Here is a 25,956-nt window from a genome sequence, read left to right on the forward strand (position 1 = left end):
TGCCGCGAAGCAGGGACAAAAAACAACGAACCATCCCAATCAACCCAGTAGCGCCTGAGTAAGAATCCAACGGTTGGGCAGGTCGCCCTGGGCGGCTTTGAAATAATCCTCGTAGCTGCAGGGTACGATGCGCTTGACGGCACTATCAGCCAAGCTCTCCACTTCCAGCCACCACTTTTCGGTACGCTTTGCTTTATAAAAGACCAGCTTGGCCGGGGAGCCGGGCAGCCCCACGGCGTAGCGGATAAAGCGGCGGCTCTGGAAATCGGTTTCGTTGCGGCGGTGGTAATATCCCTCAATAAAATACCACAGCATGGTAGCCAGCGCACAGGCCGCCAGGCCGTGGGTATCGTGGTCGGGGCGGTAACCGTAGAGGCCAAAGGAGCTGAGCTGGTCGTTGTGGCCCGAGTACCAGGCCAGCTTGGCTGCCTCCTCGTTGGTAAGGCCAAACGGATTGGCGGGATAGTACGCCGGAGCATCGTTCCAGCGCAGGGCCGCCACATCGAAGCTCACAAAATCGGCCTGGCGCAGCAGGGGCTCGGCCTGGCGGATATCGTCGCGCACCTGACCCAGACGCAGGGTTTCGAAGTGAAGTTTTTCCAGGGCCGCCAGCACGTCGGGCGCTACTAGGTACTGTTGGTGGGCCAGCTGGGCGAAGTTGAACACGAAATTGGGCTCGTGCATCAGAATGCGGCGCAGGTGGGAGTCCTCGGCCGGGGCCGTGTCGTGCTCGGCCATGTCCACCCGCGAATCGACCATGGCAAAGCTTACCGGCCGCTCCAGGGTTTCGTAGGCCAAAAACTGTCCGTAGTCCAGGTCCTGACTGCCGCCGAGTAGAATCGGGACGGTGTTTTGCTCCAGCAGCGCGGCCACGATTTCGCGCAGGCGCAGGTAGGTGTCTTCCAGTGTCAGGCCGGGGCGCAGGTTGCCTAGGTCTACCAGGCGCAAACTGCCGGTGCCTTTCTGAAGCTGGTAGAAGCGGCGGCGCACCTCATCGGCCCCGTGCACGGCTGGTGCCCCGCCGGCGCTGCCCCGCCACTCGTTCAGCCCGATTAGAGCCAAGTCGGCCACCCGCCAATCCGGAAACGTGTCCAGAAAGCGCGTCGCGTAATTAGCTAGCGTGGTAGAAGCTGCCGAGGCGGCAGTAAGCTCCTCGCGGAGGGGGTCAAAGAAGATGGCCAGATTCATCGGGCGCGGACAGTGCAGGCAGACAAAACTAAGCAAAACCAGCCACCCCGTCCAGTTTTTCGGTGCCAACCTTCGCCCCGAACTGGTCCGTAATAGGCTTTACGCCAAAAAATCTATTTATTTAAGCTGTCTTGGCCGTTTGTTCGGGACTCCTTTGCCCTCTCCAACGTTACAGAAGCAGGCTTTTTGCTCGTTTCCCGCGTTTCCCACCCTTAGTATCCCACTCTCCATGGAAGTCCGCCGCTCGTTTGACATTCTGTCGCACCAACTTGCTACTGCCCCCAAAACCGACTGCCTGGCCGCTAAGATTGACGGCTCCTGGCAGAAGTTCAGCACCCAGCACGTCCTCGACCAGGTCAACCTGGTTAGTCTCGGCCTGCTGCAGCTGGGTTTGAAAAAGGATGATAAAGTGGCCATCATTTCGATGAACCGGCCCGAGTGGATGTTTGCCGACTTCGGCATTGCCCAAATCGGGGCCACGACGGTACCGATGTATCCCAGCATCACGGTTGAAGACTACAAATACATTTTCACCGATGCCGGCGTAAAGGCTGTATTCGTAGCCGATGAAAAGCTCTACGCCAAGGTAAAGGAAGCCACCGCCGAGCTGCCCGAGGTAAAGCACGTCTTCACCTTCGACCAAGTAGCTGGCGCCCGCCACTTCAGCGAGCTGCTGGAAATGGGCAAGAAAGGGGATGCTGCTACGCTTGAGCCCCTGAAGGCCGCCGTGCAGCCCGACGACCTACTCACGCTGATTTACACTTCCGGCACCACCGGCAACCCCAAAGGCGTGATGCTCAGCCACGACAACATCCTGAGCAACTGCCGTAACTCCCAGCCCTTCGTGCCTGTCACCAAGGACGATACAGCCCTGAGCTTTTTGCCGCTTTGCCACATCTTCGAGCGGATGGTAACCTACCTCTACATGATTAACAGCGTGAGTATCTACTACGCCGAAAGCATGGAGGTAATTGCCGACAACCTGCGCGAGGTAAAGCCCCAGATTTTCACCACCGTACCCCGTCTGCTGGAGAAAGTCTACGACAAGATTGTCGCCAAAGGCCATACGTTGGAAGGCGTCAAGAAAAACTTGTTTTTCTGGGCTCTGGACTTAGGTTTGAAGTACGACACCCAGAAAGACCAGGGGTTCTTCTACAATACCCAGCTGGCCTTGGCCAACAAGCTTATCTTCAATAAGTGGCGCGAAGCTTTGGGCGGTAACCTCAAGTGTATCGTATCCGGCGGCGGCGCTCTGCAGCCCCGCCTGGCCCGGGTGTTCTGGGCCGCTGGCATTCGGGTGATGGAAGGCTACGGCCTGACCGAAACCTCGCCGGTTATTGCCGTGGGCGGCTTTGAGCCCGAAAACAACATGATTGGCACCGTGGGCCCGCTCATCGACAACATGCAGGTGAAAATTGCCGAAGACGGCGAAATCCTCACCAAGTCGGCTTCCGTGATGAAGGGCTATTATAACAAGCCCGAGCTGACCGCCAAGGAAATCGACGCCGACGGCTGGTTCCACACCGGCGACATCGGCGAGTTTGTCAACGGCAAGTTCCTCAAGATTACCGACCGTAAAAAGGAGATGTTCAAGACCTCGGGCGGCAAGTACATTGCTCCGCAGGTTATTGAGGGCAAGCTGAAAGAGTCGCCGCTGGTAGAGCAATGCATGGTGGTGGGCGCCGACCAGAAGTTTCCCGCCGCTCTGGTCGTTCCTTCTTTCGACGACCTGAAAGGCTGGTGCAAGCGCAATGGTGTGGACTGCAACTGCTCCAACGAAGAGCTCATTAAGAACGAGAAGGTGGTGCAGATGTACGAGGACCTGGTGAAGAAGTACAACCAGAGCTTTGCGCAGTGGGAGCAGGTCAAGAAAATCGTGCTGCTGCCCAACCACTGGACGGTAGAAACCGGTGAAATGACCCCCACCATGAAGGTGAAGCGCAAGATTATCACCGAAAACAACAAGGACCTCATTGAGAGCCTCTACCACCAGGAAGCTCACCGCTAAGCGGTAAGGAGCAACCAAAAGAGTTTGGGTTACCGGCCGTTTCTAAGGCAGAAATGGGTGGTTGCCCCAAACTTTTTTCTCGTTATTTAGTATGCAAGCATAACATATTCTTTGTATGTTTACCGGACTTCGCCACACCCATGACACCGGAAGAAACCGTCGATTATAACATCAAAGTTGCCTGGCACGCCATTTCGCGCATGTATAATACGCAGGCTGCCAAGCACGATATTACCACCAGCATCGGCTTTGTCCTGCTCAATATAGACCAGGAACTCGGTACTCCGGCTACCAAAATTGCGCCCCTGCTGGGCCTCGAAACCCGCAGCCTGACCCGCATTCTGCGCAGCATGGAGGAAAAGGGCCTGATCTACAAGCAAGCCGATACCCAGGATAAACGCTCGGTCCGCATTTTTCTGACCGAGGAAGGCCTGCGCAAAAAGGAAGTCTCCCGCCAGACCGTGCGGCATTTCAACCAGAAGGTGCGGGAAAAAATCCCCCAGGCCCAGCTGGAAGTCATGTTCAAGGTCGTGGGCCAGATTACGGGCATGATTGAGGGCAAAACCCTCTTCGACGATTTTAAGCTGAAACCCTACGCTCCGAACCGGCCGCCTAATGGCGCGGGCTCGGAGTGTTTTGCTTTCTGATAGCCAACCAAGTAGCGTGCCTTCGTGCTTTGATTAACTCGGCATGACGAGTAGTTGAGCGCCAGGATTTCCACCTGAATCTTTCATTTCTCACCCACCTCATTCCTTCCCGAATGAATCGTATTATCAAAAAAGTAGCCGTATTGGGCTCCGGTGTGATGGGCTCGCGCATTGCGCTGCACTTCGCCAACATCGGCGTGCAGGTGTTATTGCTCGATATTGCTCCCAAGGAGCTGACTCCCGACGAGGAAAAGAAGGGCTTGCAGCTCGACGCGCCGGCGGTGAAAAACCGCATCGTGAATGCCTCGCTGCAGGCGGCCATTACGTCGAACCCCTCGCCGCTTTACCGCAAGGCCGACGCCTCGCGCATCAAGACCGGCAACTTCGACGACAACCTCAAGGACATTGCTTCTTGCGACTGGACCATCGAGGTCGTAGTTGAGCGCCTCGACATCAAGAAGAGCCTGTTTGAGCGTATCGAGCAGTTCCGCAAGCCCGGCACTTTGATTACTTCGAATACCTCGGGTATTCCGATTCATTTGATGGCCGAAGGCCGCTCGGAGGATTTCCGTAAACACTTCGCCGGTACGCACTTCTTCAACCCGCCCCGCTACCTGAAGCTGCTCGAAATTATCCCGACGCCGGAAACGGACCAGTCGGTGGTGGATTTTCTGATGCACTACGGCGACCTGTACCTGGGCAAAACCACCGTACTGGCCAAAGACACGCCCGGCTTCATTGCCAACCGTGTGGGCGTTTTCGCCATGCTCGACGTGATGCAGACCATGCAGCGCCTGGGTTTGACGGTGGAAGAAGTAGATAAGCTGACCGGCCCGGTTATCGGCCACGCCAAGTCGGCCACGCTGCGCACTTCCGACGTGGTAGGTCTGGACACAACCATCAACGTCACCAACGGCCTGGCCCAGGGCCTGCCCAACGACGAAGCCAAGGACGTATTCGTATTGCCCGACTTCGTCAAGAAAATGGGCGAGAACAAGTGGCTGGGCGACAAAACCGGCCAGGGCTTCTACAAGAAAGTGAAGGGCGCGGGCGGCAAGTCCGAAATCCACGCCCTGGATTTGAATACGCTGGAGTACAAGCCCAGCCAGAAGGTGAAGTTTGCTTCCCTGGAAGCTACCAAGGCCATTGACAAGGTTGCCGACCGGTTCAAGGTACTGGTGGCCGGCAAGGACAAAGCCGCCGACTTCTACCGCCAGAGCTTCGGCAGCCTGTTTGCCTACGTTTCGAACCGGATTCCGGAAATCACCGACCAACTCTACAAGATTGACGACGCCCTGCGCGCCGGCTTCGGCTGGGAGCTGGGTCCGTTTGAAACCTGGGATGCTCTGGGCGTGCAGAAAGGCTTAGAGCTGGCGCAGGCCCATGGCAAAAATGTAGCTCCTTGGATTGAGGAAATGCTGGCCGCCGGCAATTCTACCTTCTACAAGGTGAGTGAGCAGGGCGTAAAGCAGTTCTACGATGTGGAGTCGAAGTCCTACCAGGCCATTCCCGGCGTGGAAAACTTCATCATCCTCGACAACCTGCGCGCTACGGGCAAAGTCCTGTGGAAAAACGTCGGTGCTTCGGTTATCGACCTCGGCGACGGTATCCTGAACGTGGAGTTCCACTCCAAGATGAACACCCTGGGCTCCGACGTAATTCAGGGCCTGATGAAGGGTGTGGATATGGCCGAGCAGGGCTACCGCGGCCTGGTGGTCGGCAACGACGCGCCCAACTTCTCGGCCGGTGCCAACCTGGGCCTGGTGTACATGTACGCCCTCGACCAGGAGTACGACGAGATTAACATGATGATTGCCCAGTTCCAGAATGCCATGATGCGCATGCGCTACAGCAGCATTCCGGTGGTGGGCACGCCCCACGGTCTGGCCCTGGGCGGTGGTTGCGAGCTGAATCTGCACGCTGATAAGGTGGTGGCCGTGGCCGAAACCTACATGGGTCTGGTGGAATTCGGCGTGGGCCTGATTCCGGCCGGGGGTGGTACCAAGGAAATGACCTTGCGCACGGCCGCCAAGTACGAGGAAGGGGAGCCCGAGTTCAACCTACTCCGCAACGCTTTCGTGACCATCAGCACCGCCAAGGTGTCGACCTCGGCCGCCGAAGCCTTCGACCTGGGCTTCCTGCGCCGCGGCGACGAAGTGGTGGTCAACAACAACCGCCTCATTGCCACGGCTAAGGCCGAAGCCATTGCCATGGCCGAGGCCGGCTACACTCAACCTGTGCAGAAAACCGACATCAAGGTGCACGGCAAAGGGGCCCTAGCCATGTTCCTGACCGGCGTGCACGCCATGCGGGTAGGCAACTACATTTCCGACCACGATGTTAAGATTGCCAACAAGCTGGCCTACGTCATGACTGGTGGGGATTTGTCGTCGCCGGCCAACGTGAGCGAGCAGTACCTGCTGGATCTGGAGCGCGAAGCCTTCCTGAGCCTGACCGGTGAGCGGAAAACCCTGGAGCGTATCCAGAGCATCCTGACCACCGGCAAACCGCTGCGGAACTAGCGTTGTAATTATTGGTCATGTCGAGCAAAGCGAGACATCTCGCGTGCTGATGTTGCCAGAGTAATCTGAATAGCATTGCCCGCGAGGTGCTTCGGCTCTGCCTCTGCATGACGAGCCGGTTTTAAAACCCACCTCTTTCTAAGACTTCACTACAATGAATGCATATATCGTAGCCGGTTACCGCACTGCCGTTGGTAAAGCCACCCGTGGCGGTTTCCGCTTCACCCGTCCCGACGACCTGGCCGCGGACGTCATCAAACACTTGGTAGCCTCCGTGCCCGCCCTCGACCCCACGCGCATCGACGACGTGATTGTGGGCAACGCCGTGCCGGAAGCCGAGCAGGGCCTGCAGATGGGCCGACTGATTTCCTTGTTGGCTTTGCCCATGAACGTGTCGGGCCTCATCGTGAACCGCTACTGCGGCTCGGGCGTGGAAACCATTGCCATGGCCGCCGGTAAAATTGCCGCCGGCATGGCAGACTGCATCGTGGCCGGTGGCACCGAAAGCATGAGCATGGTGCCCACGGTGGGCTGGAAGACGGTTCCCAACTACAACCTCTCCAAAAAGCACCCCGACTATTACCTGGGCATGGGCCTGACCGCCGAAGCTGTAGCCAACGACTACAAGATTTCGCGCGAAGACCAGGACGTTTTCTCCTACAACTCACACCAAAAGGCCATCAAAGCCATTGAGGCCGGCAAGTTCAAGGAGCAGATTGTGCCGATTACGGTCGAGGAAACCTATATCGACCAAGCTTCAGGCAAGAAGAAAACTCGCTCGTTTGTAGTCGATACTGACGAAGGCCCCGTGCTGATACTTCGGTAGAAGCCCTGGCCAAGCTGCGCCCCGTGTTTGCCGCCAACGGTACCGTGACGGCCGGCAACTCGTCCCAGACTTCTGATGGTGCAGCTTTCGTTATCGTGATGTCGGAGCGCATGGTGAAGGAGCTGAACCTGGAGCCCATTGCCCGCATGGTTACCTACGCCACCGAAGGTATCGACCCGCGCATCATGGGTATGGGCCCAATCAAGGCCGTGCCGAAGGCGCTGAAGCAGGCTGGCATGAAGCTCGACGACATCGACCTGTTTGAGCTCAACGAAGCTTTTGCTTCCCAGTCTATTGCCGTAGTGCGGGAGCTAGGCATCGACGAAAGCAAGCTGAACGTGAACGGCGGTGCTATTGCCCTGGGCCACCCACTGGGCTGCTCGGGTGCCAAGCTCAGCATCCAGCTCTTCCACGAGCTACGGGCCCGGGGCCAGAAGTACGGCATGGTAACCGCCTGCGTGGGCGGCGGCCAGGGCGTAGCCGGCATCTACGAGCTGCTGAAATAACTTTCCCAGCTTCGACCCGGGCCGGGTGCTGGTCGGAAAGCGTGGCAGCGCTTCTCCACCGGAAAACTCAGGCCGCGCCCGGTCCGAGTCGAAGTTCTTGCTTAGCTTAGGTCATGAAAAAACGCCTGCGTAAGAAAACCCACCGCCAGGAATTCAAGGAATTCAGCTGGAACGTGTCCTACCGTCTCACTGACGACAAGCCCGACAGCTACCTGGATTTCTCCGACGTGCTGCTCGAGCAGATTGAAACCTTCGAGCTGATTATCGGCGGGGCCCTCGACGATTTTGCCGCTACGCCCGTGAAGCGCCTGACCGAAGCCCAGGCCCAGGAAAAGCGCGACCAACTCCAGCAGTGGCTACAGGCCCGGCCCGAGGTAGCCGAAGCTACCAGCTCCGAGCTAACCGACGCCTACTACGGCCCGTTTCGCGACCAGTAAATAAGTGGATTTGGAAGCCTCAGTGCGCTGGGGCTTCTTTTTTCGGGCAAAGTACTCGGCAAGCATAACATAATTTCGTATATTTCGGTACGAATGTATTCGGGCCACTTTACGTTATAAATAGTAGGCAAGCCGAGCACTTCGCCCTCAGACTTTCGACATAAAACATTCCTTAACCCAACTCTCACCCTGGCCATGGAAGTATCCCAAAAGCTTGTAAAAGGCGGCGAATTCATCATCAAGGAAACCGACGCCCAAGACGTATTCACCCCCGCCGACTTCTCGGAGGAGCAGAACATGATGCACCAGACTGCGCTGGACTTCGTGGAAAAAGAAGTGCAGCCCCTGCTGGAGCGTCTCGACAACCACGAAGAAGGCCTGATGCGCGGCCTGATGGAAAAAGCCGGTCAGCTGGGCCTGTTTGGGGTGAGCATTCCCGAGGAGTACGGCGGACTGAACATGGACTTCCCGACCTCGTTGCGCGTGACGGAAGGTGTGGGCGGTGGCCACTCGTTCCCGGTAGCTTTTGCGGCCCACACCGGCATTGCCATGCTGCCCATTCTGTACTTCGGCAACGACGAGCAGAAAGCCAAGTACCTGCCCGGCCTGACCAGCGGGGAGCTGATGGGCGCCTACTGCCTCACCGAGCCCGGCTCGGGCTCCGACGCGCTGGGTGCCAAAACCAAAGCCATCCTGACCGAAGACGGTGAGCATTACGTGCTCAACGGTCAGAAAATGTGGATTACCAACGGTGGTTTCGCCGACGTATTTGTGGTATTCGCCCAGGTGGATGGTGACAAGTTCACCGGCTTCATCGTGGAGAAAGGCACGCCTGGCTTGAGCCTCGGCAACGAGGAGCACAAGATGGGCATCAAAGGCTCTTCCACGCGCCAGGTGTTCCTGTCGGACGTGAAAGTGCCGAAGTCGGCTGTGCTGGGTGAAATCGGCAAGGGGCACCTCATTGCCTTCAACATTCTGAACATTGGCCGCATCAAGCTGGCGGCGGCTTGCCTGGGGGCTACCAAAATGGCCTCGACGCTGAGCATCAAGTATGCCAACGAGCGGGTGCAGTTCAAGATGCCGATTGCCAAGTTTGGCGCCATCAAGTACAAGTTGGCCCAGCAGGCCGTGCGCATTTACGCCGTTGAGTCGGCCATCTACCGCGCCGGTATGGACATTGCCCGCATGGAGCAGGAACTGCTCAGCAAAGGCCAGAGCCACAACGAAGCCCTGCTGGGTGCTGCCCGCGAATTTGCCGTGGAGTGCGCCATCCTGAAAGTAGAAGGCTCGGAAGTACTCGACTACGTGGTGGACGAAGGCGTGCAAGTGTATGGTGGCTACGGCTTCTCGGCCGATTACCCCATGGACCGCGCGTACCGGGATTCGCGCATCAACCGCATCTTCGAGGGCACGAACGAAATCAACCGCATGCTGGCCGTTGACATGATCCTGAAGAAGGCCTTGAAAGGCGAGTTGGACCTGATGGGCCCCGCCCAGGCCGTGCAGCAGGAGCTGATGGCTATTCCTGACTTCAACGTCGAGGAAGAAACCGGTCTGTTCGCCACCGAAAAGAAGACCATTGCCAAGCTGAAGAAGGCCATCCTGATGGTAGCTGGCACGGCTGTGCAGAAGTACATGAATTCCCTGGCCAAAGAGCAGGAAGTGCTGATGAACATTGCCGACATGGCCATCAAGGTCTACACCGCCGAAAGCACCATTCTGCGCGTGGAGAAAGAGGCTGCTGTGAAAGGCGAGGAGGCCGTAGCTCCCCAGATCGACATTGCCCGTATTTACCTCTACGACACGGTAGACCAAGTGAACAAGTTCGGCAAAGACGCCATCGGCACCATGACTGAAGGCGACGAGCAGAAGCTGCTGGCCATGGGCCTGAAGCGCTTCACCAAGGCTGACCTCTACAACGCCAAGGAAGCTCGCCGCCGCGTAGCCGACGTGCTGATTGCCGCCAACGAGTACAGCTTCTAGTACCGCAGGATCGAATTGAGCTTACTAAAAAAGCCGCTCCTATATCAGGAGCGGCTTTTTTTATGCCTTTGATGGGGATGCTTTTCAACCGGCTACTGCCACAAGGCCGGCCTGCTGGGCGGAGGCGTTCATCAGGATAAAAAAGAAAGTCTGTTCCGGGCTAATGGCTTCCGGCGTAGATGGTAGCGTCGGCTGTTGGTGCAGCAAAAGCTGCAGCTTCATCTTGACTAGAGTACTGCTCCAGCGGAAGTCAGTATAGTAGCTCAAGCGGCTTTCAATAATGCGCTGCTGCTGCAAATATTCAAAATCTTCTTCTGACAGCTGTCCGGCTACAGATAAGTCAAGTAGCTCCGAGGGCCTCGGGTTTGGCTTGTCGTCGGCTATGCTATGGAAAGTCAGCATTCTACTTTACTACAATCTTGTTCAGCATCAGCGCCGCCGATTTCTTGCTCGGGCGGCTCACCCCGATAATGGTTTTAGCATCAATCCAGCCGGTGAAGTCCTTCACGTAAGCCAGGTTCTGGTCACTGGCTACACTCAGGCCGAGGCCTTTAGCCGGGGTTACCACACCGGTCTGGGCATTCACGCGGCGCACGTACAGGTCCGATTTGCCCTTGATTTTCTCCTGGGTCAGAATCTGCACCTCAGGACCGAATACGGCAGCCCGAAAGCCAATGCCCGTAAACGACTCGGTCGGCGGGGCTACCTGGTCTTTGGCAATAATGGTATGCCAAGTTGGGCTCTGAAACTCATTATAGCCGAACACGTGCAGCTCCCGGGCGTGCACCGGCGACTCATCACCGCCTTCCTCGTACTTCTTCTCAGCAATAACGACCAGCTGCTTTTCCTCGGTCAGCAGCAGTTCGGAGAGGTAGACGTCCTCCAACCGCTTGGCGCTGGTTTGCCCAGCCTTATTGACCTCGGCCAGGTACTCGGGCGTAAAGCGGAACTCGGGGCAAACTTCATGTCGCCTTCGCCAGCAAAGTCAAACTTGACCACCTTCAGGCTATAGTACTGCCCGCTTTCCCGCTCGGTGCAAATGGCGGCGGCGTACAGCGTGTTGTCGGGCTGAAGCCCAAACTTAGCATCGAACACCGTCACGGCTTTGCCGCCAAACGTGCCGCCCACGGCCACCGACATAATCTTAGTCTCGGGCTTATCATTTAGGTAGCGACGCACGGTGAGCTTCTTCATTTGGTCGCTGATGAGGGCCACGTACTGGGTACCATCGTTGCCGATGTGCACGGTGGGGGAGAAGAAGTCGCCCAGGTCGTGGAAGTCGTAGGTGCGGTCCTTGAGCTTGGTAAGCTTCTGGTCGTAGACGGTGGCGCTGATGGCGCGGATCTGTACGTCGCGGGTGAGGTAGCGGAAGGCAACCAGCTTGGAGCCGTCCGGGGAAATAGATACCCCGGGACGCCGGTCGCGGGCGGCGGCATCAAGCAGCTTTTTCGGGGCCGTTTTTTGACCGTTGCGCAAATCGACGAGGACGGCGGAAAGGCTTTGATTGGCGTTGTCTTTTTGGTGTATTATCACGAAGGCCTGTTCGGAGCCGTGGCCGAAAGCTTCCACGCTCTCCCCGTCGGCCACGGGAATAGTCGCCGTCCATTGCTGCTTGAGTTCGGCGTCGTAACGCTCCACAGCGTACTGCGTGGCCGACTTATGGGCCAAAATGACAAAGCCGCCCCCGGTTACGGGGAGCATTTTGCGCATTACCCGTTGATTATAACGGTCTTCGGCCTGTTCGGGCAGGTAGCTGAACGATACTGACTTCACTTTTTGAGCTACGGCGGCCGTGGGAGCGGTCAGCAGACCGAGTGCCAGGGCCCCAACGGAGAGGAAAAATGTAAACCGCACGGAAAAAGATAGTTAAGGGTGAAAAGTTGCAATGAACAAAAAAATGTACTCTCCAAAGGTATCCAACTCCGGCTGCTTCTCGTAAAGGCCACGCTCCCCAACGGCAACCGGCCTGGGTACTCATGATTTGTTCATGCTATCATAACGTTTTGATAGTCGTTTTCAAGGTGTCGCCTTCGTAACTTTGCCGAAAATAACGGAGAGCAACATCCTTAAAGAGCCTAGGGAATATTGTAAAATTCAAATACAATGGTTTCTCTAGCTGAACAACTCACAGAAGTAAAAAAACAACTTCCTGTTCTGCTTTTTCCTCTTCTTGGCACCAAATTTGTTTTGTTGGCGCCGCCTATTGAATAGCTCCCAACACTATGAAATTTCTACTCAAATTCGTCCTGCTTTTCGCCTTAATTGTCGTTGGTAAGTTGGCTAAAGAGTCTGGTTCGCCACTTGCAACTGCTAAGCGTGTTCAGTCCGAGACGCCCGTGCAGGCAGCTTCTTTCTTTGCTCGACAGGTAAGGCTAGAGAATACACCGCATGGTGGTGGCAGCCGGCTCTGGCAAGCTACAGCCCCTACCTCCTCTTCCCGTTCCGCGGAATCATTCGAATAATATCGGCAGGCGACTTTATTAAGTCGCCTTTTTTATGCCCAGTGCAAACGTTTGAGTTCAACCATAGCCCTGCTAGCTGATCCGGCTCCAGTTGACGGCCGTAGCGGGCAAGGACTCAATATGCCGGCGGATGTTCTGGTTTTGCGGCAGGCTCAGGCCGGGGTCTTCCGCTAGCAGTTGCTGGGCCGCCGCCCGCGACTCGGTCAGGATCCGGCCGTCTTTGGCTAGGTCGGCAATGAGCAGGTCGAGCACACCACTTTGCTGGGTGCCCATCAAGTCGCCGGGGCCGCGCAGCTTCAAGTCGATGTCGGCAATTTCGAAGCCGTTGTTGGTCCGCACCATGGTTTCGATACGGATGCGGCTGTCTTTGCTGAGCTTGTAGCCGGTCATTAGGATGCAGTAGCTCTGGTCGGCGCCCCGGCCCACGCGGCCTCGCAGCTGGTGCAGCTGGGAGAGGCCGAACCGCTCGGCGCTTTCAATCACCATTACCGATGCATTGGGCACGTTTACGCCGACCTCAATTACGGTAGTAGCCACCATAATCTGGGTTTCGCGCTTCACAAAGCGCTGCATCTCGTAGTCTTTCTCCTCGGCTTTCATCCGGCCGTGCACGATGCTGATTTCAAACTCGGGAAAGGCCCGGGCTACGCTTTCGTAGCCATCGGTCAGGTCCTTGTAGTCCATTGTTTCCGATTCCTCAATCAGCGGATACACGATGTATACCTGCCGACCCAGGTTGATCTGGTCGCGCAGAAACTGGAAGACCTTCAGCCGGTTGGCATCGTAGCGGTGCACCGTCACAATAGGCTTGCGGCCGGCCGGTAGCTCATCAATCACCGATACGTCCAGGTCGCCGTAGAGCGTCATGGCTAGGGTGCGCGGAATGGGCGTTGCCGTCATCACCAGCACGTGGGGAATGACGTGGGGATTTTTCTGCCACAGCTTCGAGCGTTGAGCCACCCCAAAGCGGTGCTGCTCGTCCATAATGGTCAAACCCAGGTTTCGGAACTGCACCACATCTTCTAGCAAAGCGTGCGTTCCTACCAGCATGTGCATGGTGCCGTCGCGCAGCTGCTCGTGCAGCACGCGCCGCTCGGAGGTGCGGGTGCTGCCTGTGAGCTTGCCGAGCTTAATACCAAGCTGGTCAGCGTAGGCTTTCAGGCCCACATAGTGCTGGTCGGCCAGAATTTCGGTGGGCGCCATCAGGCAGCTCTGGGCCCCGTTGTCGGCGGCCATGAGCATGCTGATGAAGGCTACAATGGTTTTGCCCGAGCCCACGTCGCCCTGCAGCAGGCGGTTCATCTGCTTGCCAGCGCAGAAGTCCTTATAAATGTCGTGGATTACCCGCTTTTGAGCGCCGGTCAAGTCAAACGTCAGGTGGTTTTTGTAGAAGTCGACCAGCGTCGGTACTTCCTTGAAAATCTGACCGGCCAGGGTCACTTTGCGCTGGTCGCGCTGACGCAGCAGCTTGAGCTGCACATAAAACAGCTCCTCGAATTTGAGGCGAAACCGGGCGGCCTGTAGCAGCTCGGTGCTTTGCGGAAAGTGAATCTGGTGGTAAGCTTCAGCCTTGCCCATCAGGTTGTACTGCCGGATCAGGTCCGGCGACAAGGACTCCTGCACGTGGGGCAGCGCAATCTTGAGCAGGTCGCTCGTCATCCGCGCTATGGCCTTGCTATCGATGCGGTGGTAGTTCTTGAGCTTCTCAGTAGTGTTATACACCGGCTGCAGGTAGCTCTGCCCGGCCTTAGCCTCCGTTACTTCCTCCAGATCGGGGTGGGCCATTTGGGGCCGGCCGTTGAACACAGTGGGCTTACCAAAGACGATGTACTCCTGGTGGTTCTTAATCACCTTTTCCAGGTAGTTCACTCCCTTGAACCATACCAGGTCCAGCTCGGCGCTGCCATCCGACACCTTAGCTACAATCCGCTTCTTGGGTCCCTCCCCAATGACTTCGCGGTTGCGCAATACGCCCTTGACCTGCACGTAGGGCAAATCCTCGGTCAGGTCTTCAATCTTGTAAAACTGGGTGCGGTCGAGGTAGCGGAACGGGTAGCGCTGAATCAGGTCGCCGTAGGTGAAAATGTTCAGCTCCTTTTGCAGCAGGGTGGCGCGCTGGGTGCCCACGCCCCGCAGACTCTCGATTTTAGTATTAAAAAAGCTACTCATGCAGAAGCTGCTGGCTGGCGTGGCTGCTTATTAGCAAGCCGTAAGCTAGCGGAATTTCAGGGTGTTGAGCATGTGAACTACGTCCTTTTTCACGTAGTCGATGACAGGAGCCAAGGAGTCGTTGGCCGTGGCCGTGCGGAAATACAAAGCTCCGCGGAAGAAGTGCGTGGTGCTGTCGGTGGTGTAAAACTGGAACTGGCTGGGTACCTCGCCCGACAGCTCAAAAACCGCTGCCCGCAGGCCGCCAGGCATCTTGATTACACTTTCGTCAATGGCCGAAGCCTTAATCTGATGCTTGGCCGTGAGCTTGCGGGCATCTTCAAGAAGCTTATTGAATAGCTTCTTATCCTGCTTGATGGGCATGTAGGTAATCTGCACGTTGGCCTGCAGCCGGGGATAATAGATGTTAATCCAGTGGGGCTGGGCCAGATACGACGAGTCGCGCAATACTTTAGCCTGCTGCGAGTACTCGAACGTGTACGGGTGGCCCGGGCCCAACTGCTGGTAGGTGGCAGCGGGCAAGTCAATCCGGTTATAGCCCTTGGGCTTGGGCGTATAATCAGCCGGCGACGAGCAGCTGCTGAGCAGCAGGCCAAAGCCAAGAACGGTACTCAGACCACGTAGAAAGAAGGAATCGGGCATTTAGCGCAATGCAGGTTTACTGTTCAAAGGTAACCAGAATCGGCTACGCATGCAGCGGGAGAAACAGCTGCCAGGTAAGCAGCAACACTACTGGGTTTAGCAGCAACGCAAAAAGCCCCGGCGACGTGCCGAGGCTTTGCAAAAACACGCGTTTAAAGACCTTTAAAACGGCAGTTGGTCAATTTCGGGCTCCTGGCGGAAGGTCTGAGCTTCGGCGGGCTGCTCGTTGCCCTGCCCGTTGCTGCTGGCCTGACCATCACCCTGCGGCCGGCCGCCCAGCATGGATATTTCGTCTGCTACAATTTCGGTGATGTAGCGGGTTTGATTATCCTTGTCCTGGTACTGGCGGGTGCGCAGCTTGCCCTCCACGTAGATCTGCTGACCTTTCTTGAGGTACTTCTCCGCCATTTCGGCCAAACCGCGCCAGGCCGTAATATTATGCCATTCGGTCCGCTCCACGCGGTTACCGGATTTGTCTTTGTAGGAGTCATTCGTGGCCAGCGTGAAGTGAGCTACACTCGAGCCGCCTTCCAAATGCCGAACCTCGGGGTCCTTGCCCAGGTTGCCTACCAGAATTACTTTGTTGATGCCAGCCATTGCTTGGTTGTTAAGTAGTTAAGAGGGTTGGATAAAATATCTTTATCTCTTATAAAAATAGCCAATACTGATTATATAACCAAATATTTTAGCTTTTATTTCCAGGTTTTGTCAATATAATTAGCAATTAGCACGGGCTTAGGCAAATCATGCGCCTCTTCAGCTGTGAAAGGAGCCAAGCCAGAGGCGGCTAAGGAAGCCGCCGGTAAAGGTTGCTTCAGCCACACCGGATGAAACCGAGCCTCCACCTTCTGGTGACTTAGCACGTGGCGCAAAGCCAGAACAGGCTCCTCGGCCCGGTCAGTGGCAATGCTACCGCCCAGATCCGCTACCGTAGCAGCCAACTCCACCGCCGGGAGTTCCGCAGCCTCAGTTTCAGTTAGGGCAAAATCGTACAGTCCCTGCCATATATCCTTGGCGGTGCGCTTTTTCAAATACAGCGTATCGCCGTGACGCAGCACTATATAATGAAAGTAGCGGGTACGGCCCGCTTTGGCCTTGCTCTTTACTGGCAGTTCCTGCACCATGCCGTGCTGGAAAGCATAGCACTGGCTTTGCAGCGGGCAAAACAGGCAGTCAGGCTTTATGGGGGTGCATTGAATAGCTCCAAACTCCATAATGGCCTGGTTGAACTCGTCGGGGGCGGCGGCCGGAATCAGCGTATCGGCCAGCGCCTGGAACTCCTTGCGGGTGGCGGGGGCGGCAATGTCGGAGGTAATTCCAAACACGCGCGACAACACCCGGTACACGTTGCCATCGAGCACGGCTACTTTCTCGCCAAAGGCAAAAGAAGCAATAGCCGCCGCCGTGTACTGGCCCACGCCGCGCAGCTTGAGCAGGTCGAGGTAGGTGTCGGGAAACACGCCTTCGTACTCGCGCACTACCTGCTGGGCCGTGTGATGCATGTTGCGGGCCCGGGAGTAGTAGCCCAGTCCCTGCCAGTGCCTGAGTACTTCATCCTCGGGCGCGGCCGCCAGGTCCTGCACGGTGGGGTAGGTTGTGATGAAGTCCAGATAGTACGGCAGGCCCTGCTTTACCCGAGTTTGCTGCAGGATAACTTCTGAAAGCCAGATGGCATACGGGTTGCGGGTGTGACGCCAGGGCAGGTCGCGGCGGTGGCGCGGGTACCATTCCAAGAGGGCCTGGGCGAAATAGGGGTGAGCAGGGGCAAGAACGGAAAGAGGCAAAGATTTGATATATAGTGGTTTGAAGAAGAAATGGGACGCTAAATGGATTGCGGAAAAAGTATTGCAAAACCAAAAAAGGGGGCTACCTTTGTGGCCCGAATTCTTAAGCGAACAGCCTACCGGGCAAGGGCTTACGTGTTGAATCGGGAGTTTTGCCCAGCATACATTTTTCACACCTTAGTACACATACCAGCGTGACTAAAGCAGAAGTAATCGCCGAAATCGCCGACAAGACCGGCATTGAGAAGACCGACGTATCGGCTACCGTTGAAGCATTTTTCAAAGTGGTAAAGGATTCGATGGCCGATGGCAACAATATCTACGTGCGTGGCTTCGGTAGCTTCGTAAACAAGAAGCGGGCAAAGAAAGTGGCTCGTAACATCTCAAAAAACACTTCGATCATCATCGACGAGCACTTCATCCCGAGCTTCAAGCCGTCGAAGACCTTCATCGGTAAGATCAAAAACAGCAAGAAGATCAAAGAGACGGCTCAGGCCTAATTTTCTTTCTTCGTAACATTGCCGGCCGAGCCGCCGGGGATTCCAAGTTTGGGAGCCCGGCGGCCTGCTTTTTCCACATGGCTACACGTCCTTCTTCGCATCAACTTCTTGTTCTGGCCGTCGCCCTAGCGCTGGTGGCTGGCCTGTTTTTGCTGCCTAAGGGAATCGTAAAACCCAAGGAAGGCAAAAACGAGCTGAACCAGCAGACGGCGGCTCGCACCGCCAATCGCGACAACGGTGCCGCCGCTCCCTCTACTTCTTCCGTAGAAGGCGGCATGCCGGCCGGCGCTACTCCAGAGCAGCCGCATATGGCGGTAGCTCCGGAGCAACGCCGCGAAATCAGTGCCCTGCTGGCCAAGTACTCGGCCGAGCGTGACCCGGGCGTTAAGCTGCGCCTGGCTACCGATCTGGCCGCCAAGTACCGCGGCGTCGAGAAGTTCGACAGCGCTGGCTACTACCTTGAGCAGATTGCCGTGGCCCGGCCCGGTGAACAAACTTTGCAGCGCGCGGCCGATGCGTATTACGAAGCGTTCAGCTTTGCTACGACTGAGGAGCGGGCTAAGATGCTGGGCGCCAAAACCCGGGAGTTGTACGAGCGGGTGTTGAAGAACAACCCCGACAACCTGAAGGCCAAAACCAACCTGGGTATGGCTCTGATGGCCAGCGACAATCCAGTAGCGGGCGTGAGCCTGTTGCGCGAGGTACTGGCCGCTGACCCCAAAAACGAAGAGGCTATCTATAACCTGGGTATCCTCTCGTTGCGGAGCAATCAGAACGACAAAGCAGTGGAGCGGTTCCGGGAGTTGACGGTGGTAAATCCGGAAAACGCCAACGGACAGTTCTACTTGGGCGTATCTTTGGCGCTGACTGGTGCCAAAGAAGATGCCCGGAAGGCCTTTACCAAGGCCAAAAGCTTGAGCACGGACCCCGGCTTTACCGCCTCCGTGGACGAGCAGTTGCAGAAATTGAATTAAGTTTTTTTACACCCTAACCTCATCAAACATGCCCTGCGGTAAAAAGAGAAAGCGTCATAAGATTGCCACTCACAAGCGGAAGAAGCGTCTGCGCAAGAACCGTCACAAGAAGAAGTAAGCCCTTTCCGGGTTTGCTGGCGGCCGGTTAAACGCTTTAACCAATAAAAGGCCGTCTATCTCTCACGTAGAGTATCTCGAGAGTGGCTAAAAGTTCGCTTTTCCCGTGGCTAAGAAGGGAAGCTGGTGCCTTGCGCACTGGCTTCCCTTTGCCGGTTTCGGGGGATACGGCTGCGGCTAAACTTGGTGCTCTCTTAACTTATCTGACCCATTGAGTAACGAATTAGTCATTAATTCTACTCAGGAAGGAGAACGGATTGCCCTGCTCCAGGATAAGCGGCTCATTGAATACCACTTTGACCGCAACGACACCAACTACTCCGTTGGTGACATCTTCCTGGGCACGGTCAAGAAAGTTATGCCCGGTCTGAACGCCGCGTTCATCGACATTGGGTATCAAAAAGACGCATTTCTGCACTACGGCGACCTAGGGGAGAACTTCCCTTCGCTGCTGAAGTGGAGCAGAGGCGTACAATCGCAGAAAATTACCGTCGGGGCGCTCAAGAACTTTCAGTTCGAAGGGCAGCTCGACAAAGTCGGCAAGGCCGCCGACGTCTTCAAGAAGGGCCAGCAGCTGCTGGTTCAGATTGTGAAGGAGCCAATTTCCACCAAGGGGCCGCGCCTAAGCATGGATATTTCCATGGCGGGCCGGTATCTGGTGCTGGTCCCTTTTTCGAATACGATTAGCGTATCCAAGAAAATCGTCAGCAAGACGGAGCGGGAGCGGCTCAAGCGGCTCATTGCCTCCATCAAGCCCGACAATTTTGGCGTAATCATCCGCACCGTGGCCGAAGGCCGGGAGGTGGCTGAGCTCGACCGGGATATGCAGAGCATGACGGCCAACTGGGAACAGCTCTTCCAGTCCTTGCGCGCGGCTAAGCCGAACGACAAGGTGCTGGGTGAACTGGGCCGCACCAGTTCCATGATTCGCGATATGCTCAACGAAAGCTTCGACTCCATTACCGTGGATTCGGCGCCGATGTATGAGGAGATGCGCAGCTACCTCCAGAAAATTGCGCCCGACAAGCTCGGCTTGCTCAAGCTTCACACCGGTAAGGTGAAAGTGTTTGAGCACGTGGGAATTGAAAAGCAGCTCAAAACGCTGTTTGGCAAGACCGTAACAGTGCCCGGCGGGGGCTATTTGGTGATTGAACACACCGAAGCCCTGCACGTTATCGACGTCAACTCGGGCAACAAGAGCAACCAGGAAAGTGACCAGGAGGCTACGGCTCTCATGATCAACATGCTGGCGGCTAAAGAGGTAGCCCGGCAGCTGCGCCTGCGCGACATGGGCGGCATCATCGTCGTCGATTTTATCGACATGAAGAGTGCCGATAGTCGCAAAAAGGTGGAGGATGCCGTGAAGGACATCATGAAGAACGACAAAGCGCGCTTCACGATTCTACCTATTACCAAATTCGGGCTGCTGCAGATTACGCGGCAGCGCGTACGCCCCGCCGAGAACATTGTGACCGGTGAAGTGTGCCCCACCTGTGGCGGCACGGGCAAGATTTCGGCCTCTATCCTCGTAACGGACGAAATCGACAACAGCATTGAGGACCTGCTGGTTACCCAAAACCAGTCGGGCATCACGCTGTACGTGCACCCCTTCCTGCACGCTTATTACACCAAGGGATTGGTGTCGAAGCAGATGAAGTGGTATTTGAAGTATTATAAGTGGGTCAAGATCATGAAGGATACGTCCTTGGGCTTGACCGACTACCGCATCGAGGATGAGCGGGGCGAGGAAATCGAGTTGCATTCCCCCGCCGCCGCCATGAGCCGCCTCCAGGACCGGGAGGTGGAAGAAATTACTGATTGACGGTTTTTCTGCGAAAACCTTCCTGATAAGAAGAAAGCCCCGTTGCTCGGCAAGAGCAGCGGGGGCTTTTTCATGTGGGGTGCGGTAGTTGACCTTAGAACTTCAGGCCTAAATCCAGGGCTATTTCGTTGTTTTTGAGCGTTACTTCCTGGAAGCCCCGCTCGTCTTCGAAATACTTGTCGATGTTGAACAGGCCGCGGTGGTAGGAGAAGCCACCGAATACCTTGGTGCTCTGGCCGAGCTGATATTCGACGCCGGCCCCAATCAGAGCCGAGGCATCGGGTACGATGAAGTGCTTGGAAGCTTCGGTTTCTTTACCCGTGGCGGCATCCGTATAGCGCTTCTCTCCATTGATGCGGTTGGCAATAGCGCCGCCCAGGGTACCGCCCAGCTGGAAATAGAGCTTGGTATCGGTGGCAATATCATTGGTAAACAGCTTGACGGTAACCGGCACTTCCAGGTACTGCAGGCCGATTTTCTGTTCCTTGGTTACCATCGAAGAGCCACCCGGAGAGCTGACATCCATATAGGAGATAGTGCCGCCCTTGCCAGTAAGCCATAAGCCGGAGCTGAAAGCGTAGTTCTGGCCAAAGAAGTAGTCGACTACCAGGCCGCCACCCAGGGTCACTTTGCTTTTTGCGTTCTGAAAGTTATAGGCCGTGGGACCATCAGCGCGCATGTACGCAACGGAGGGCGACAGTTTCAAGCCAATTTCTACCTGAGCGGAAGCCGTGCCGGCTGATGCACCCAGCACCAGCATTGCGAGAAGCAATTTTTTCATAATGAAGAGGAAAAGAGTCAGGCTTTAGACGAAAGACAGCCCCGCGGCGTTTCGTTTTGGCTATTTTCGCCCTAAAGATAGAAGCGTGACTTACATTCCTGCCTACCTCCGCCTTATACTGTTCTGTTTTCTGGGCTCCAGTCTGGTGCTCAGCAGCTGCACATCCAACGAAACCTGCTCGGCCGACCCGGAAGTGGCCAAAGTGCCGGTTACGGTGCAGATGGAACGGTTAGAGCAGCCATTCTTTCAGATCAAGAATGCAGCGGAAGCTAAGCAGTTCATGCGTCAGAACCCTACTTTCACTACCTATTTCCTGGGACGGAAGCAGTTTCCGTCGGAGGATGTCCTAGCGGAGAAATTGGTGAGTTTGTCCACCAACCAGGGCTTGCAGAAACTGGGGAAGGATTCGGAAGCTGCCTTTAAGGACACCAACGCGCTGCAGAGTCAACTTAAGCAGCTGTTTCAGCATGTACGCTACTATTTTCCGAATTTTTCGGTGCCCCCGGTAAAGACCTTCGTGAGCGGGCTCAGCCAGGACTTGTTCGTGAACGACAGCCTGATGGTGCTCAGCATCGACTTTTTTGCCGGTGCCAAGGCCAGCTACCGGCCCAACGTGCCCGAATACATCCTGCGCCGCTACGAGCCGGCCTATATGATTCCTACCGCGGCCTTGGCTATTTCCAGCAAGTACAACCAGAAGAAGCTCACCGACCAGACCATGCTGAGCGAGATGGTGCAGTTTGGTAAGTCGCTTTACTTCGCCGAAAAGGTGCTGCCCTGCACCGCTGATACCTTGCTCATTGGCTTTACGGGACCGGAAATGGCTAATCTGCAGTTCAACGAAGGCAAGGTATGGGCCCACTTTATTGAGAAAAATCTGCTCTACAACACCAGCCCGTTTACCATTCAGAAGTATATCGGGGAACGGCCCAATGTGCCCGAAATCGACAAAACTTGCCCCGGCCGGGTGGGAGCCTGGGTCGGCTGGCAGATTGTGCGCAAGTATATGGCTGAGCACCCCAACGTGACGCTGGCCCAACTGATGGCTCAGAAAGACCCGCAGCGCATCCTGAATGAGTCGCGGTACCGGCCGCGGCGGAAGTAGGTACCAGGGAAATAAACGGCGACCCAGTCGGCGTTTCGATCCTTCAGAGTTGGAGAATGAATTCTTAACTCGTCATTGCTAATTCCTAATTACTGCCCAGTGCACATTGCCGTTTTCAGCCAGTACCACACCAACCCTGACTGTCCGGCAACGAGCCGCCATTACTCCTTGCTGGCGCACCTGGCCAAGTCGCACCGCGTCACGCTCATTACCACTCGCACTTGGGAAAGCCAGCGCCTGACGCAGGAGTATCCGTGGCTGCCGGAAGGCGTGGAAATGCGGGCCGCCGAGGTGCCCTACGAAAACAGGATGGGTGTGGCTCGGCGGGTGCTGTCGTTTGGGCAGTATGCTGCTTACGCTGTGCGGGAAGGCCTGAAACTAGAGCGGCCCGATGTCATCTGGGGAATTTCCACCCCGCTGACAGCTGCCTGGGCTGCCGCGCAAGTGGCCAAGCGGCGTCAAATTCCCTGGGTGTTTGAGGTGCAGGATCTGTGGCCGTCCTTTCCCATTGCCATGGGCGCGGTGCCCACCCGTTGGGCCCAGAACCGCCTGTTTGCCCTCGAAAAAAGTCTGTACCAGAGTGCCCAGCATATTTTGCCTCTGTCGCCGGATATGACGCGCTACGTGCAGCAGTTGGGCTTTCCGACGAGCAAAATTACTACTGTGCTAAACGGTACCGACCTGGACCTGGCCGCCCAGGCCACGCCGGCAGCCGTAGCTAAACTGCAGGCCCAGTTGGGCTTGACTGGCAAGCAAGTAATTCTCTACGCCGGTACCTTTGGGCGGGCCAACGATATTCCAACGCTGGTGGCAGCGGCCGAAGCCCTGGCTCTGGTTCATCCCCAGGCAGTATGGCTGTTTATGGGTCTTGGGTTTCATGAGCCCCTGGTGCGGGCTGCTGCTTTGCGGTGTCCTGCCATTCGGCTGGTGCCGCCCCAGCCCGGCATGCCGTATTTAGCTGGTTTAAGCTGGCCGATGTTGCCGTCGTATCCTTCCTCGACCTTCCCGTGCTGGACGCCAATTCCCCGGCCAAGTTCTATGATAGTCTGGCCGTAGGTACACCGGTAGTCGTCACAAACCAAGGATGGACGAAAAAGCTGGTAGAACAGCACGGATGCGGCTGGTACTCCCCGCTGGCAATGCCCCGGCGTTGGTTGAACTGCTGGCTCAACTGCTGACTCAGCCCCAGCTTTTAGCAGATGCGGGCCTGCGTGGCCAAGAGGTAGCGGTTAAGGAGTTTGACCGGCAACAGATTGCGCAAACAATACAAGGAATCCTCGAAAGGAGCGCTGAAGTTTAAACCCTGGAGAACTAGTTTTATACTAAGTTGTACTGATTCGGCTGCAGTACTCAGATTTCCACAGTAGTAGCCGGATCTAAATCTGCTGCGCTGGGCTTGCCGAAGTGAGAAGCGTAGTACTTACAAAAGTCCTTAAGCGGGCAAATTCCGCACTTGGGCGTGCGAGCCACGCATACGTAGCGGCCGTGCAGAATCAGCCAGTGGTGGGCTTTCGGAATCAGCTTCTCGGGTATATACCGCACCAGCTCCTTTTCCACGGCTAGGGGCGTTGTAGCCTTTTGCGTCACCAAGCCCAGCCGGTGCGACACCCGAAACACATGCGTGTCGACGGCCATAGCGGGCTGATTGTAAATAACCGATACAATTACGTTGGCCGTTTTGCGGCCCACACCCGGTAGGCGCTGTAGTTCCTCAATCGTGCTGGGCACTTCAGAGTTAAATTCCTCCACTAGCAAACGGCCCAGGCCCGCTAGGTGCTTGGCCTTGTTGTTGGGGTAGGAGACGCTACGAATAAAGGGAAAGATGTCGTCGGCCGAAGCCAGCGCCAAGTGGGCCGGGGTCGGAAATTGCTCCAGCAGAGCCGGCATAATCTGGTTGACGCGCTTATCGGTACACTGGGCACTGAGTACCACGGCCACAATCAGCTCGTAGGGGTTGCCGTAGTGCAGCTCCGTTTTGGGCTCGGGAAAGTGGGTGGTGAAGTAGTCGAGGAACCGACGGAACCGCTCGGGCTTGCGCATGGCTGGAAGCAAATAAGCACTGGAAGAGCGGCAAAATAACGCCAAAAAAAGTCATCCTGAGCTCGACACGCTCTGCTTACTGTCGGCTGACCACTCTGAGAGTGGAAGCGTGGAACAGCAAGCGGGCTTGCAAGCTCAGGATGACGAGGAGTAATCTTTACCCAGCCTTGAGAAAGGTGCGGGAGTACTGTAAAATCGAATCGGTGGTACGCTTGCTAGGGGCACTTTTGAGGCCATCCAAGCAGCGCTGGGCTAAGAGGAGGTCGGCGCACACGGTGGCCAGTTCGGCGTCGTGGAGCAGGGCGCGCTCTACTTCCTGGTGCTCATTAGCCGGCAATTCGTTGTATACGTACCGGAGCAGTTTCTCGTGGGTAAAGGTTTTGATCATAGAAAACGGGTTGTGCGGCCATCTTCTTCCGCAGGTTAATCAGCGCGTAACGCATACGCCCCAGCGCTGTGTTGATGCTAACCCCCGTCGCGTCCGCAATTTCCTGAAAGCTCATGTCGCCGTAGTGACGCATGATGAGCACTTCTTTCTGCACTGCGGGCAGGTCCTGGATTAGCTCCCGAAGACGGGCGTGGGTTTCCTCACGGGTGATGGTAGCCTCCGCACCCTCTTCTGCCAACGACAACGAATTGAATGCATGACTTGTTGTGTCAAGATTCAATAAAGGACTGCGTTTTTCGCGGCGGAAGAAGTCAATCGCCAGATTATGAGCGATACGGCAAATCCAGGAAGAGAATTTTCCTTCCTCATTGTAGCGCCCACTCTTCATCGTGTGGATAGCTTTGATAAAGGTATCCTGCAGCAGGTCTTCGGCTACGTCCTCATCGCGCACGATTAGCATAATCGTGGTGAAAACGCGGCTTTTGTGCCGATCTAGCAATAGGGCAAAGGCATCTTCCTTACCGGCAATGTAAAGGGATATGAGAGCGGAATCGCTCGGCTGCAAGGTGTCCATAAAGGCTACGGGTTAGAGGAACGTAGAGCTTTAGGCCATAGAGTGCAGTTGCCGGTGAAATCGAGAAAGTTTCTGAAGAGCAGATGAAGTTTCCAAATGTAGAAAACGGCAACACCATTCGCAATGCATGGTTGCTTCAAAAGCAAAATAATTTTTGTCTTTTAAAACAAATCATTCAATAGCGTATATCAACTATTTCAAATTGAAGGATCTAACGAAAAAATTTATTGTTCCTTCATTCGTTAGCGCGGGCGTTTTAGCATAAAAAAAGCCCGCTTTTGCGGGCTTTTACACGAGTTATATTCTGGCTCAGCGCCGTAGCTGAGAATCGATGGTTTGCAGCTGGGTGTCGATAGAAGTGGCGGCCGGATTCTGGCCGACAGCGGCTTTGGTGCGCTCGGCCAGGCGGTCGGAGAGTTGCTGAAGCAAGACCATGCGTTGCTCGGTACGGCGCAGCTCGGTGGCCAGCCGCTGCGGTACC

23 protein-coding genes and 1 pseudogene are annotated in these 25,956 nt (G+C 56.1%); 11 read left to right on the plus strand and 13 right to left on the minus strand.

The window, feature by feature from the left end:
• Nucleotides 1–39: 39 nt before the first annotated feature.
• Nucleotides 40–1,188, minus strand: a complete 1,149-nt coding sequence (locus MUN79_RS07770; protein WP_244677150.1) for a formimidoylglutamase — start codon at nucleotides 1,186–1,188, stop codon at nucleotides 40–42.
• 229 nt (nucleotides 1,189–1,417) lie between these two features.
• On the opposite strand from MUN79_RS07770, the gene MUN79_RS07775 reads away from it, so the two are divergent.
• From MUN79_RS07775 to MUN79_RS07800, 6 genes and pseudogenes are all read left to right on the plus strand, one after another.
• Nucleotides 1,418–3,196 (plus strand): AMP-dependent synthetase/ligase, encoded by a 1,779-nt coding sequence (locus tag MUN79_RS07775; RefSeq protein ID WP_244677151.1) that lies wholly within the window; start codon nucleotides 1,418–1,420, stop codon nucleotides 3,194–3,196.
• 140 nt (nucleotides 3,197–3,336) lie between these two features.
• Complete coding sequence (locus MUN79_RS07780) at nucleotides 3,337–3,843, plus strand: MarR family winged helix-turn-helix transcriptional regulator (protein WP_244677152.1); 507 nt, start codon at nucleotides 3,337–3,339, stop codon at nucleotides 3,841–3,843.
• Between the two features lie 113 nt (nucleotides 3,844–3,956).
• Nucleotides 3,957–6,365: a 3-hydroxyacyl-CoA dehydrogenase/enoyl-CoA hydratase family protein gene (locus tag MUN79_RS07785; RefSeq protein WP_244677153.1), complete on the plus strand. Its 2,409-nt coding sequence runs from the start codon at nucleotides 3,957–3,959 to the stop codon at nucleotides 6,363–6,365.
• Nucleotides 6,366–6,519: 154 nt separating this feature from the next.
• Nucleotides 6,520–7,697: pseudogene (locus tag MUN79_RS07790) on the plus strand (acetyl-CoA C-acyltransferase).
• Between the two features lie 113 nt (nucleotides 7,698–7,810).
• The gene (locus MUN79_RS07795) at nucleotides 7,811–8,134 is read left to right on the plus strand and encodes a 50S ribosome-binding protein YggL (RefSeq protein WP_244677154.1); all 324 of its coding nucleotides are present in this window, start codon (nucleotides 7,811–7,813) and stop codon (nucleotides 8,132–8,134) included.
• 195 nt (nucleotides 8,135–8,329) lie between these two features.
• Complete coding sequence (locus MUN79_RS07800) at nucleotides 8,330–10,117, plus strand: acyl-CoA dehydrogenase FadE (protein ID WP_244677155.1); 1,788 nt, start codon at nucleotides 8,330–8,332, stop codon at nucleotides 10,115–10,117.
• Between the two features lie 84 nt (nucleotides 10,118–10,201).
• On the opposite strand, the gene MUN79_RS07805 is transcribed toward MUN79_RS07800, so the two are convergent.
• The 7 genes from MUN79_RS07805 to mutY form a co-directional block, all read right to left on the minus strand.
• Entirely contained in the window at nucleotides 10,202–10,384 is a 183-nt protein-coding gene (locus MUN79_RS07805; protein WP_244677156.1) for a hypothetical protein, read from the minus strand.
• A gap of 136 nt (nucleotides 10,385–10,520) precedes the next feature.
• A complete protein-coding gene (locus MUN79_RS07810) occupies nucleotides 10,521–11,003 on the minus strand; it encodes a hypothetical protein (RefSeq protein ID WP_244677157.1) in 483 nt (160 codons plus the stop codon).
• Nucleotides 10,970–11,971, minus strand: coding sequence for a hypothetical protein (locus MUN79_RS07815; RefSeq protein WP_244677158.1), 1,002 nt, complete (start codon nucleotides 11,969–11,971; stop codon nucleotides 10,970–10,972). The genes MUN79_RS07810 and MUN79_RS07815 overlap by 34 nt, the downstream gene beginning before the upstream one ends.
• Before the next feature lie 680 nt (nucleotides 11,972–12,651).
• Entirely contained in the window at nucleotides 12,652–14,748 is a 2,097-nt protein-coding gene (gene recG / locus MUN79_RS07820) for an ATP-dependent DNA helicase RecG (protein ID WP_244677159.1), read from the minus strand.
• A gap of 45 nt (nucleotides 14,749–14,793) precedes the next feature.
• Nucleotides 14,794–15,390 carry a gliding motility lipoprotein GldD gene (gene gldD, locus MUN79_RS07825; protein ID WP_244677160.1) on the minus strand — a complete coding sequence of 199 codons (597 nt, stop codon included), beginning with the start codon at nucleotides 15,388–15,390 and terminating at the stop codon, nucleotides 14,794–14,796.
• Nucleotides 15,391–15,552: 162 nt separating this feature from the next.
• The gene (locus MUN79_RS07830) at nucleotides 15,553–15,987 is read right to left on the minus strand and encodes a single-stranded DNA-binding protein (RefSeq protein ID WP_244677161.1); all 435 of its coding nucleotides are present in this window, start codon (nucleotides 15,985–15,987) and stop codon (nucleotides 15,553–15,555) included.
• 95 nt (nucleotides 15,988–16,082) lie between these two features.
• Entirely contained in the window at nucleotides 16,083–17,183 is a 1,101-nt protein-coding gene (mutY, locus tag MUN79_RS07835) for an A/G-specific adenine glycosylase (protein WP_375378243.1), read from the minus strand.
• Between the two features lie 185 nt (nucleotides 17,184–17,368).
• Between mutY and MUN79_RS07840 the strand changes: the two genes are divergently transcribed.
• The 3 genes from MUN79_RS07840 (at nucleotide 17,369) to MUN79_RS07850 (ending at nucleotide 20,587) form a co-directional block, all read left to right on the plus strand.
• Nucleotides 17,369–17,674 carry an HU family DNA-binding protein gene (locus MUN79_RS07840; RefSeq protein ID WP_100338688.1) on the plus strand — a complete coding sequence of 102 codons (306 nt, stop codon included), beginning with the start codon at nucleotides 17,369–17,371 and terminating at the stop codon, nucleotides 17,672–17,674.
• Nucleotides 17,675–17,751: 77 nt separating this feature from the next.
• Complete coding sequence (locus MUN79_RS07845; protein ID WP_244677163.1) at nucleotides 17,752–18,648, plus strand: tetratricopeptide repeat protein; 897 nt, start codon at nucleotides 17,752–17,754, stop codon at nucleotides 18,646–18,648.
• 328 nt (nucleotides 18,649–18,976) lie between these two features.
• On the plus strand, nucleotides 18,977–20,587 hold the full coding sequence (locus MUN79_RS07850) for an Rne/Rng family ribonuclease (RefSeq protein ID WP_244677164.1): 1,611 nt from the start codon (nucleotides 18,977–18,979) through the stop codon (nucleotides 20,585–20,587).
• A gap of 94 nt (nucleotides 20,588–20,681) precedes the next feature.
• On the opposite strand, the gene MUN79_RS07855 is transcribed toward MUN79_RS07850, so the two are convergent.
• The gene (locus MUN79_RS07855) at nucleotides 20,682–21,368 is read right to left on the minus strand and encodes a porin family protein (RefSeq protein WP_244677165.1); all 687 of its coding nucleotides are present in this window, start codon (nucleotides 21,366–21,368) and stop codon (nucleotides 20,682–20,684) included.
• An 85-nt stretch (nucleotides 21,369–21,453) separates the two neighbouring features.
• Between MUN79_RS07855 and gldB the strand changes: the two genes are divergently transcribed.
• Together gldB and MUN79_RS07865 are read left to right on the plus strand one after the other, a co-directional pair.
• Entirely contained in the window at nucleotides 21,454–22,473 is a 1,020-nt protein-coding gene (gldB, locus tag MUN79_RS07860) for a gliding motility lipoprotein GldB (protein ID WP_244677166.1), read from the plus strand.
• 99 nt (nucleotides 22,474–22,572) lie between these two features.
• On the plus strand, nucleotides 22,573–23,529 hold the full coding sequence (locus MUN79_RS07865) for a glycosyltransferase (protein WP_244677167.1): 957 nt from the start codon (nucleotides 22,573–22,575) through the stop codon (nucleotides 23,527–23,529).
• A gap of 294 nt (nucleotides 23,530–23,823) precedes the next feature.
• Here MUN79_RS07865 and nth read toward each other — a convergent pair whose 3' ends face one another.
• The 4 genes from nth to MUN79_RS29920 form a co-directional block, all read right to left on the minus strand.
• Nucleotides 23,824–24,513 (minus strand): endonuclease III, encoded by a 690-nt coding sequence (gene nth / locus MUN79_RS07870; protein ID WP_244677168.1) that lies wholly within the window; start codon nucleotides 24,511–24,513, stop codon nucleotides 23,824–23,826.
• Nucleotides 24,514–24,670: 157 nt separating this feature from the next.
• A complete protein-coding gene (locus MUN79_RS07875; protein ID WP_226187072.1) occupies nucleotides 24,671–24,901 on the minus strand; it encodes an anti-sigma factor in 231 nt (76 codons plus the stop codon).
• Complete coding sequence (locus MUN79_RS07880; RefSeq protein WP_244677169.1) at nucleotides 24,840–25,475, minus strand: RNA polymerase sigma factor; 636 nt, start codon at nucleotides 25,473–25,475, stop codon at nucleotides 24,840–24,842. The genes MUN79_RS07875 and MUN79_RS07880 overlap by 62 nt, the downstream gene beginning before the upstream one ends.
• Before the next feature lie 309 nt (nucleotides 25,476–25,784).
• On the minus strand, nucleotides 25,785–25,910 hold the full coding sequence (locus MUN79_RS29920) for a hypothetical protein (RefSeq protein WP_262923009.1): 126 nt from the start codon (nucleotides 25,908–25,910) through the stop codon (nucleotides 25,785–25,787).
• Nucleotides 25,911–25,956 lie beyond the last annotated feature (46 nt).

This window comes from Hymenobacter cellulosilyticus (assembly GCF_022919215.1).
Classification (GTDB): Bacteria; Bacteroidota; Bacteroidia; order Cytophagales; family Hymenobacteraceae; genus Hymenobacter; species Hymenobacter cellulosilyticus.

Excerpts from the sequence above, each read along its gene's own strand:
- MUN79_RS07855 (WP_244677165.1), bottom strand. The coding sequence starts at position 21,368 with ATGAAAAAATTGCTTCTCGCAATGCTGGTGCTGGGTGCATCAGCCGGC.
- MUN79_RS07880 (WP_244677169.1), bottom strand. The coding sequence starts at position 25,475 with ATGGACACCTTGCAGCCGAGCGATTCCGCTCTCATATCCCTTTACATT.
- MUN79_RS07830 (WP_244677161.1), bottom strand. The coding sequence starts at position 15,987 with ATGGCTGGCATCAACAAAGTAATTCTGGTAGGCAACCTGGGCAAGGAC.
- MUN79_RS07785 (WP_244677153.1), top strand. The coding sequence starts at position 3,957 with ATGAATCGTATTATCAAAAAAGTAGCCGTATTGGGCTCCGGTGTGATG.
- recG (WP_244677159.1), bottom strand. The coding sequence starts at position 14,748 with ATGAGTAGCTTTTTTAATACTAAAATCGAGAGTCTGCGGGGCGTGGGC.
- MUN79_RS29920 (WP_262923009.1), bottom strand. The coding sequence starts at position 25,910 with ATGGTCTTGCTTCAGCAACTCTCCGACCGCCTGGCCGAGCGCACCAAA.
- MUN79_RS07800 (WP_244677155.1), top strand. The coding sequence starts at position 8,330 with ATGGAAGTATCCCAAAAGCTTGTAAAAGGCGGCGAATTCATCATCAAG.
- MUN79_RS07795 (WP_244677154.1), top strand. The coding sequence starts at position 7,811 with ATGAAAAAACGCCTGCGTAAGAAAACCCACCGCCAGGAATTCAAGGAA.
- MUN79_RS07770 (WP_244677150.1), bottom strand. The coding sequence starts at position 1,188 with ATGAATCTGGCCATCTTCTTTGACCCCCTCCGCGAGGAGCTTACTGCC.
- MUN79_RS07780 (WP_244677152.1), top strand. The coding sequence starts at position 3,337 with ATGACACCGGAAGAAACCGTCGATTATAACATCAAAGTTGCCTGGCAC.
- gldD (WP_244677160.1), bottom strand. The coding sequence starts at position 15,390 with ATGCCCGATTCCTTCTTTCTACGTGGTCTGAGTACCGTTCTTGGCTTT.
- MUN79_RS07845 (WP_244677163.1), top strand. The coding sequence starts at position 17,752 with ATGGCTACACGTCCTTCTTCGCATCAACTTCTTGTTCTGGCCGTCGCC.
- nth (WP_244677168.1), bottom strand. The coding sequence starts at position 24,513 with ATGCGCAAGCCCGAGCGGTTCCGTCGGTTCCTCGACTACTTCACCACC.
- MUN79_RS07775 (WP_244677151.1), top strand. The coding sequence starts at position 1,418 with ATGGAAGTCCGCCGCTCGTTTGACATTCTGTCGCACCAACTTGCTACT.
- MUN79_RS07875 (WP_226187072.1), bottom strand. The coding sequence starts at position 24,901 with ATGATCAAAACCTTTACCCACGAGAAACTGCTCCGGTACGTATACAAC.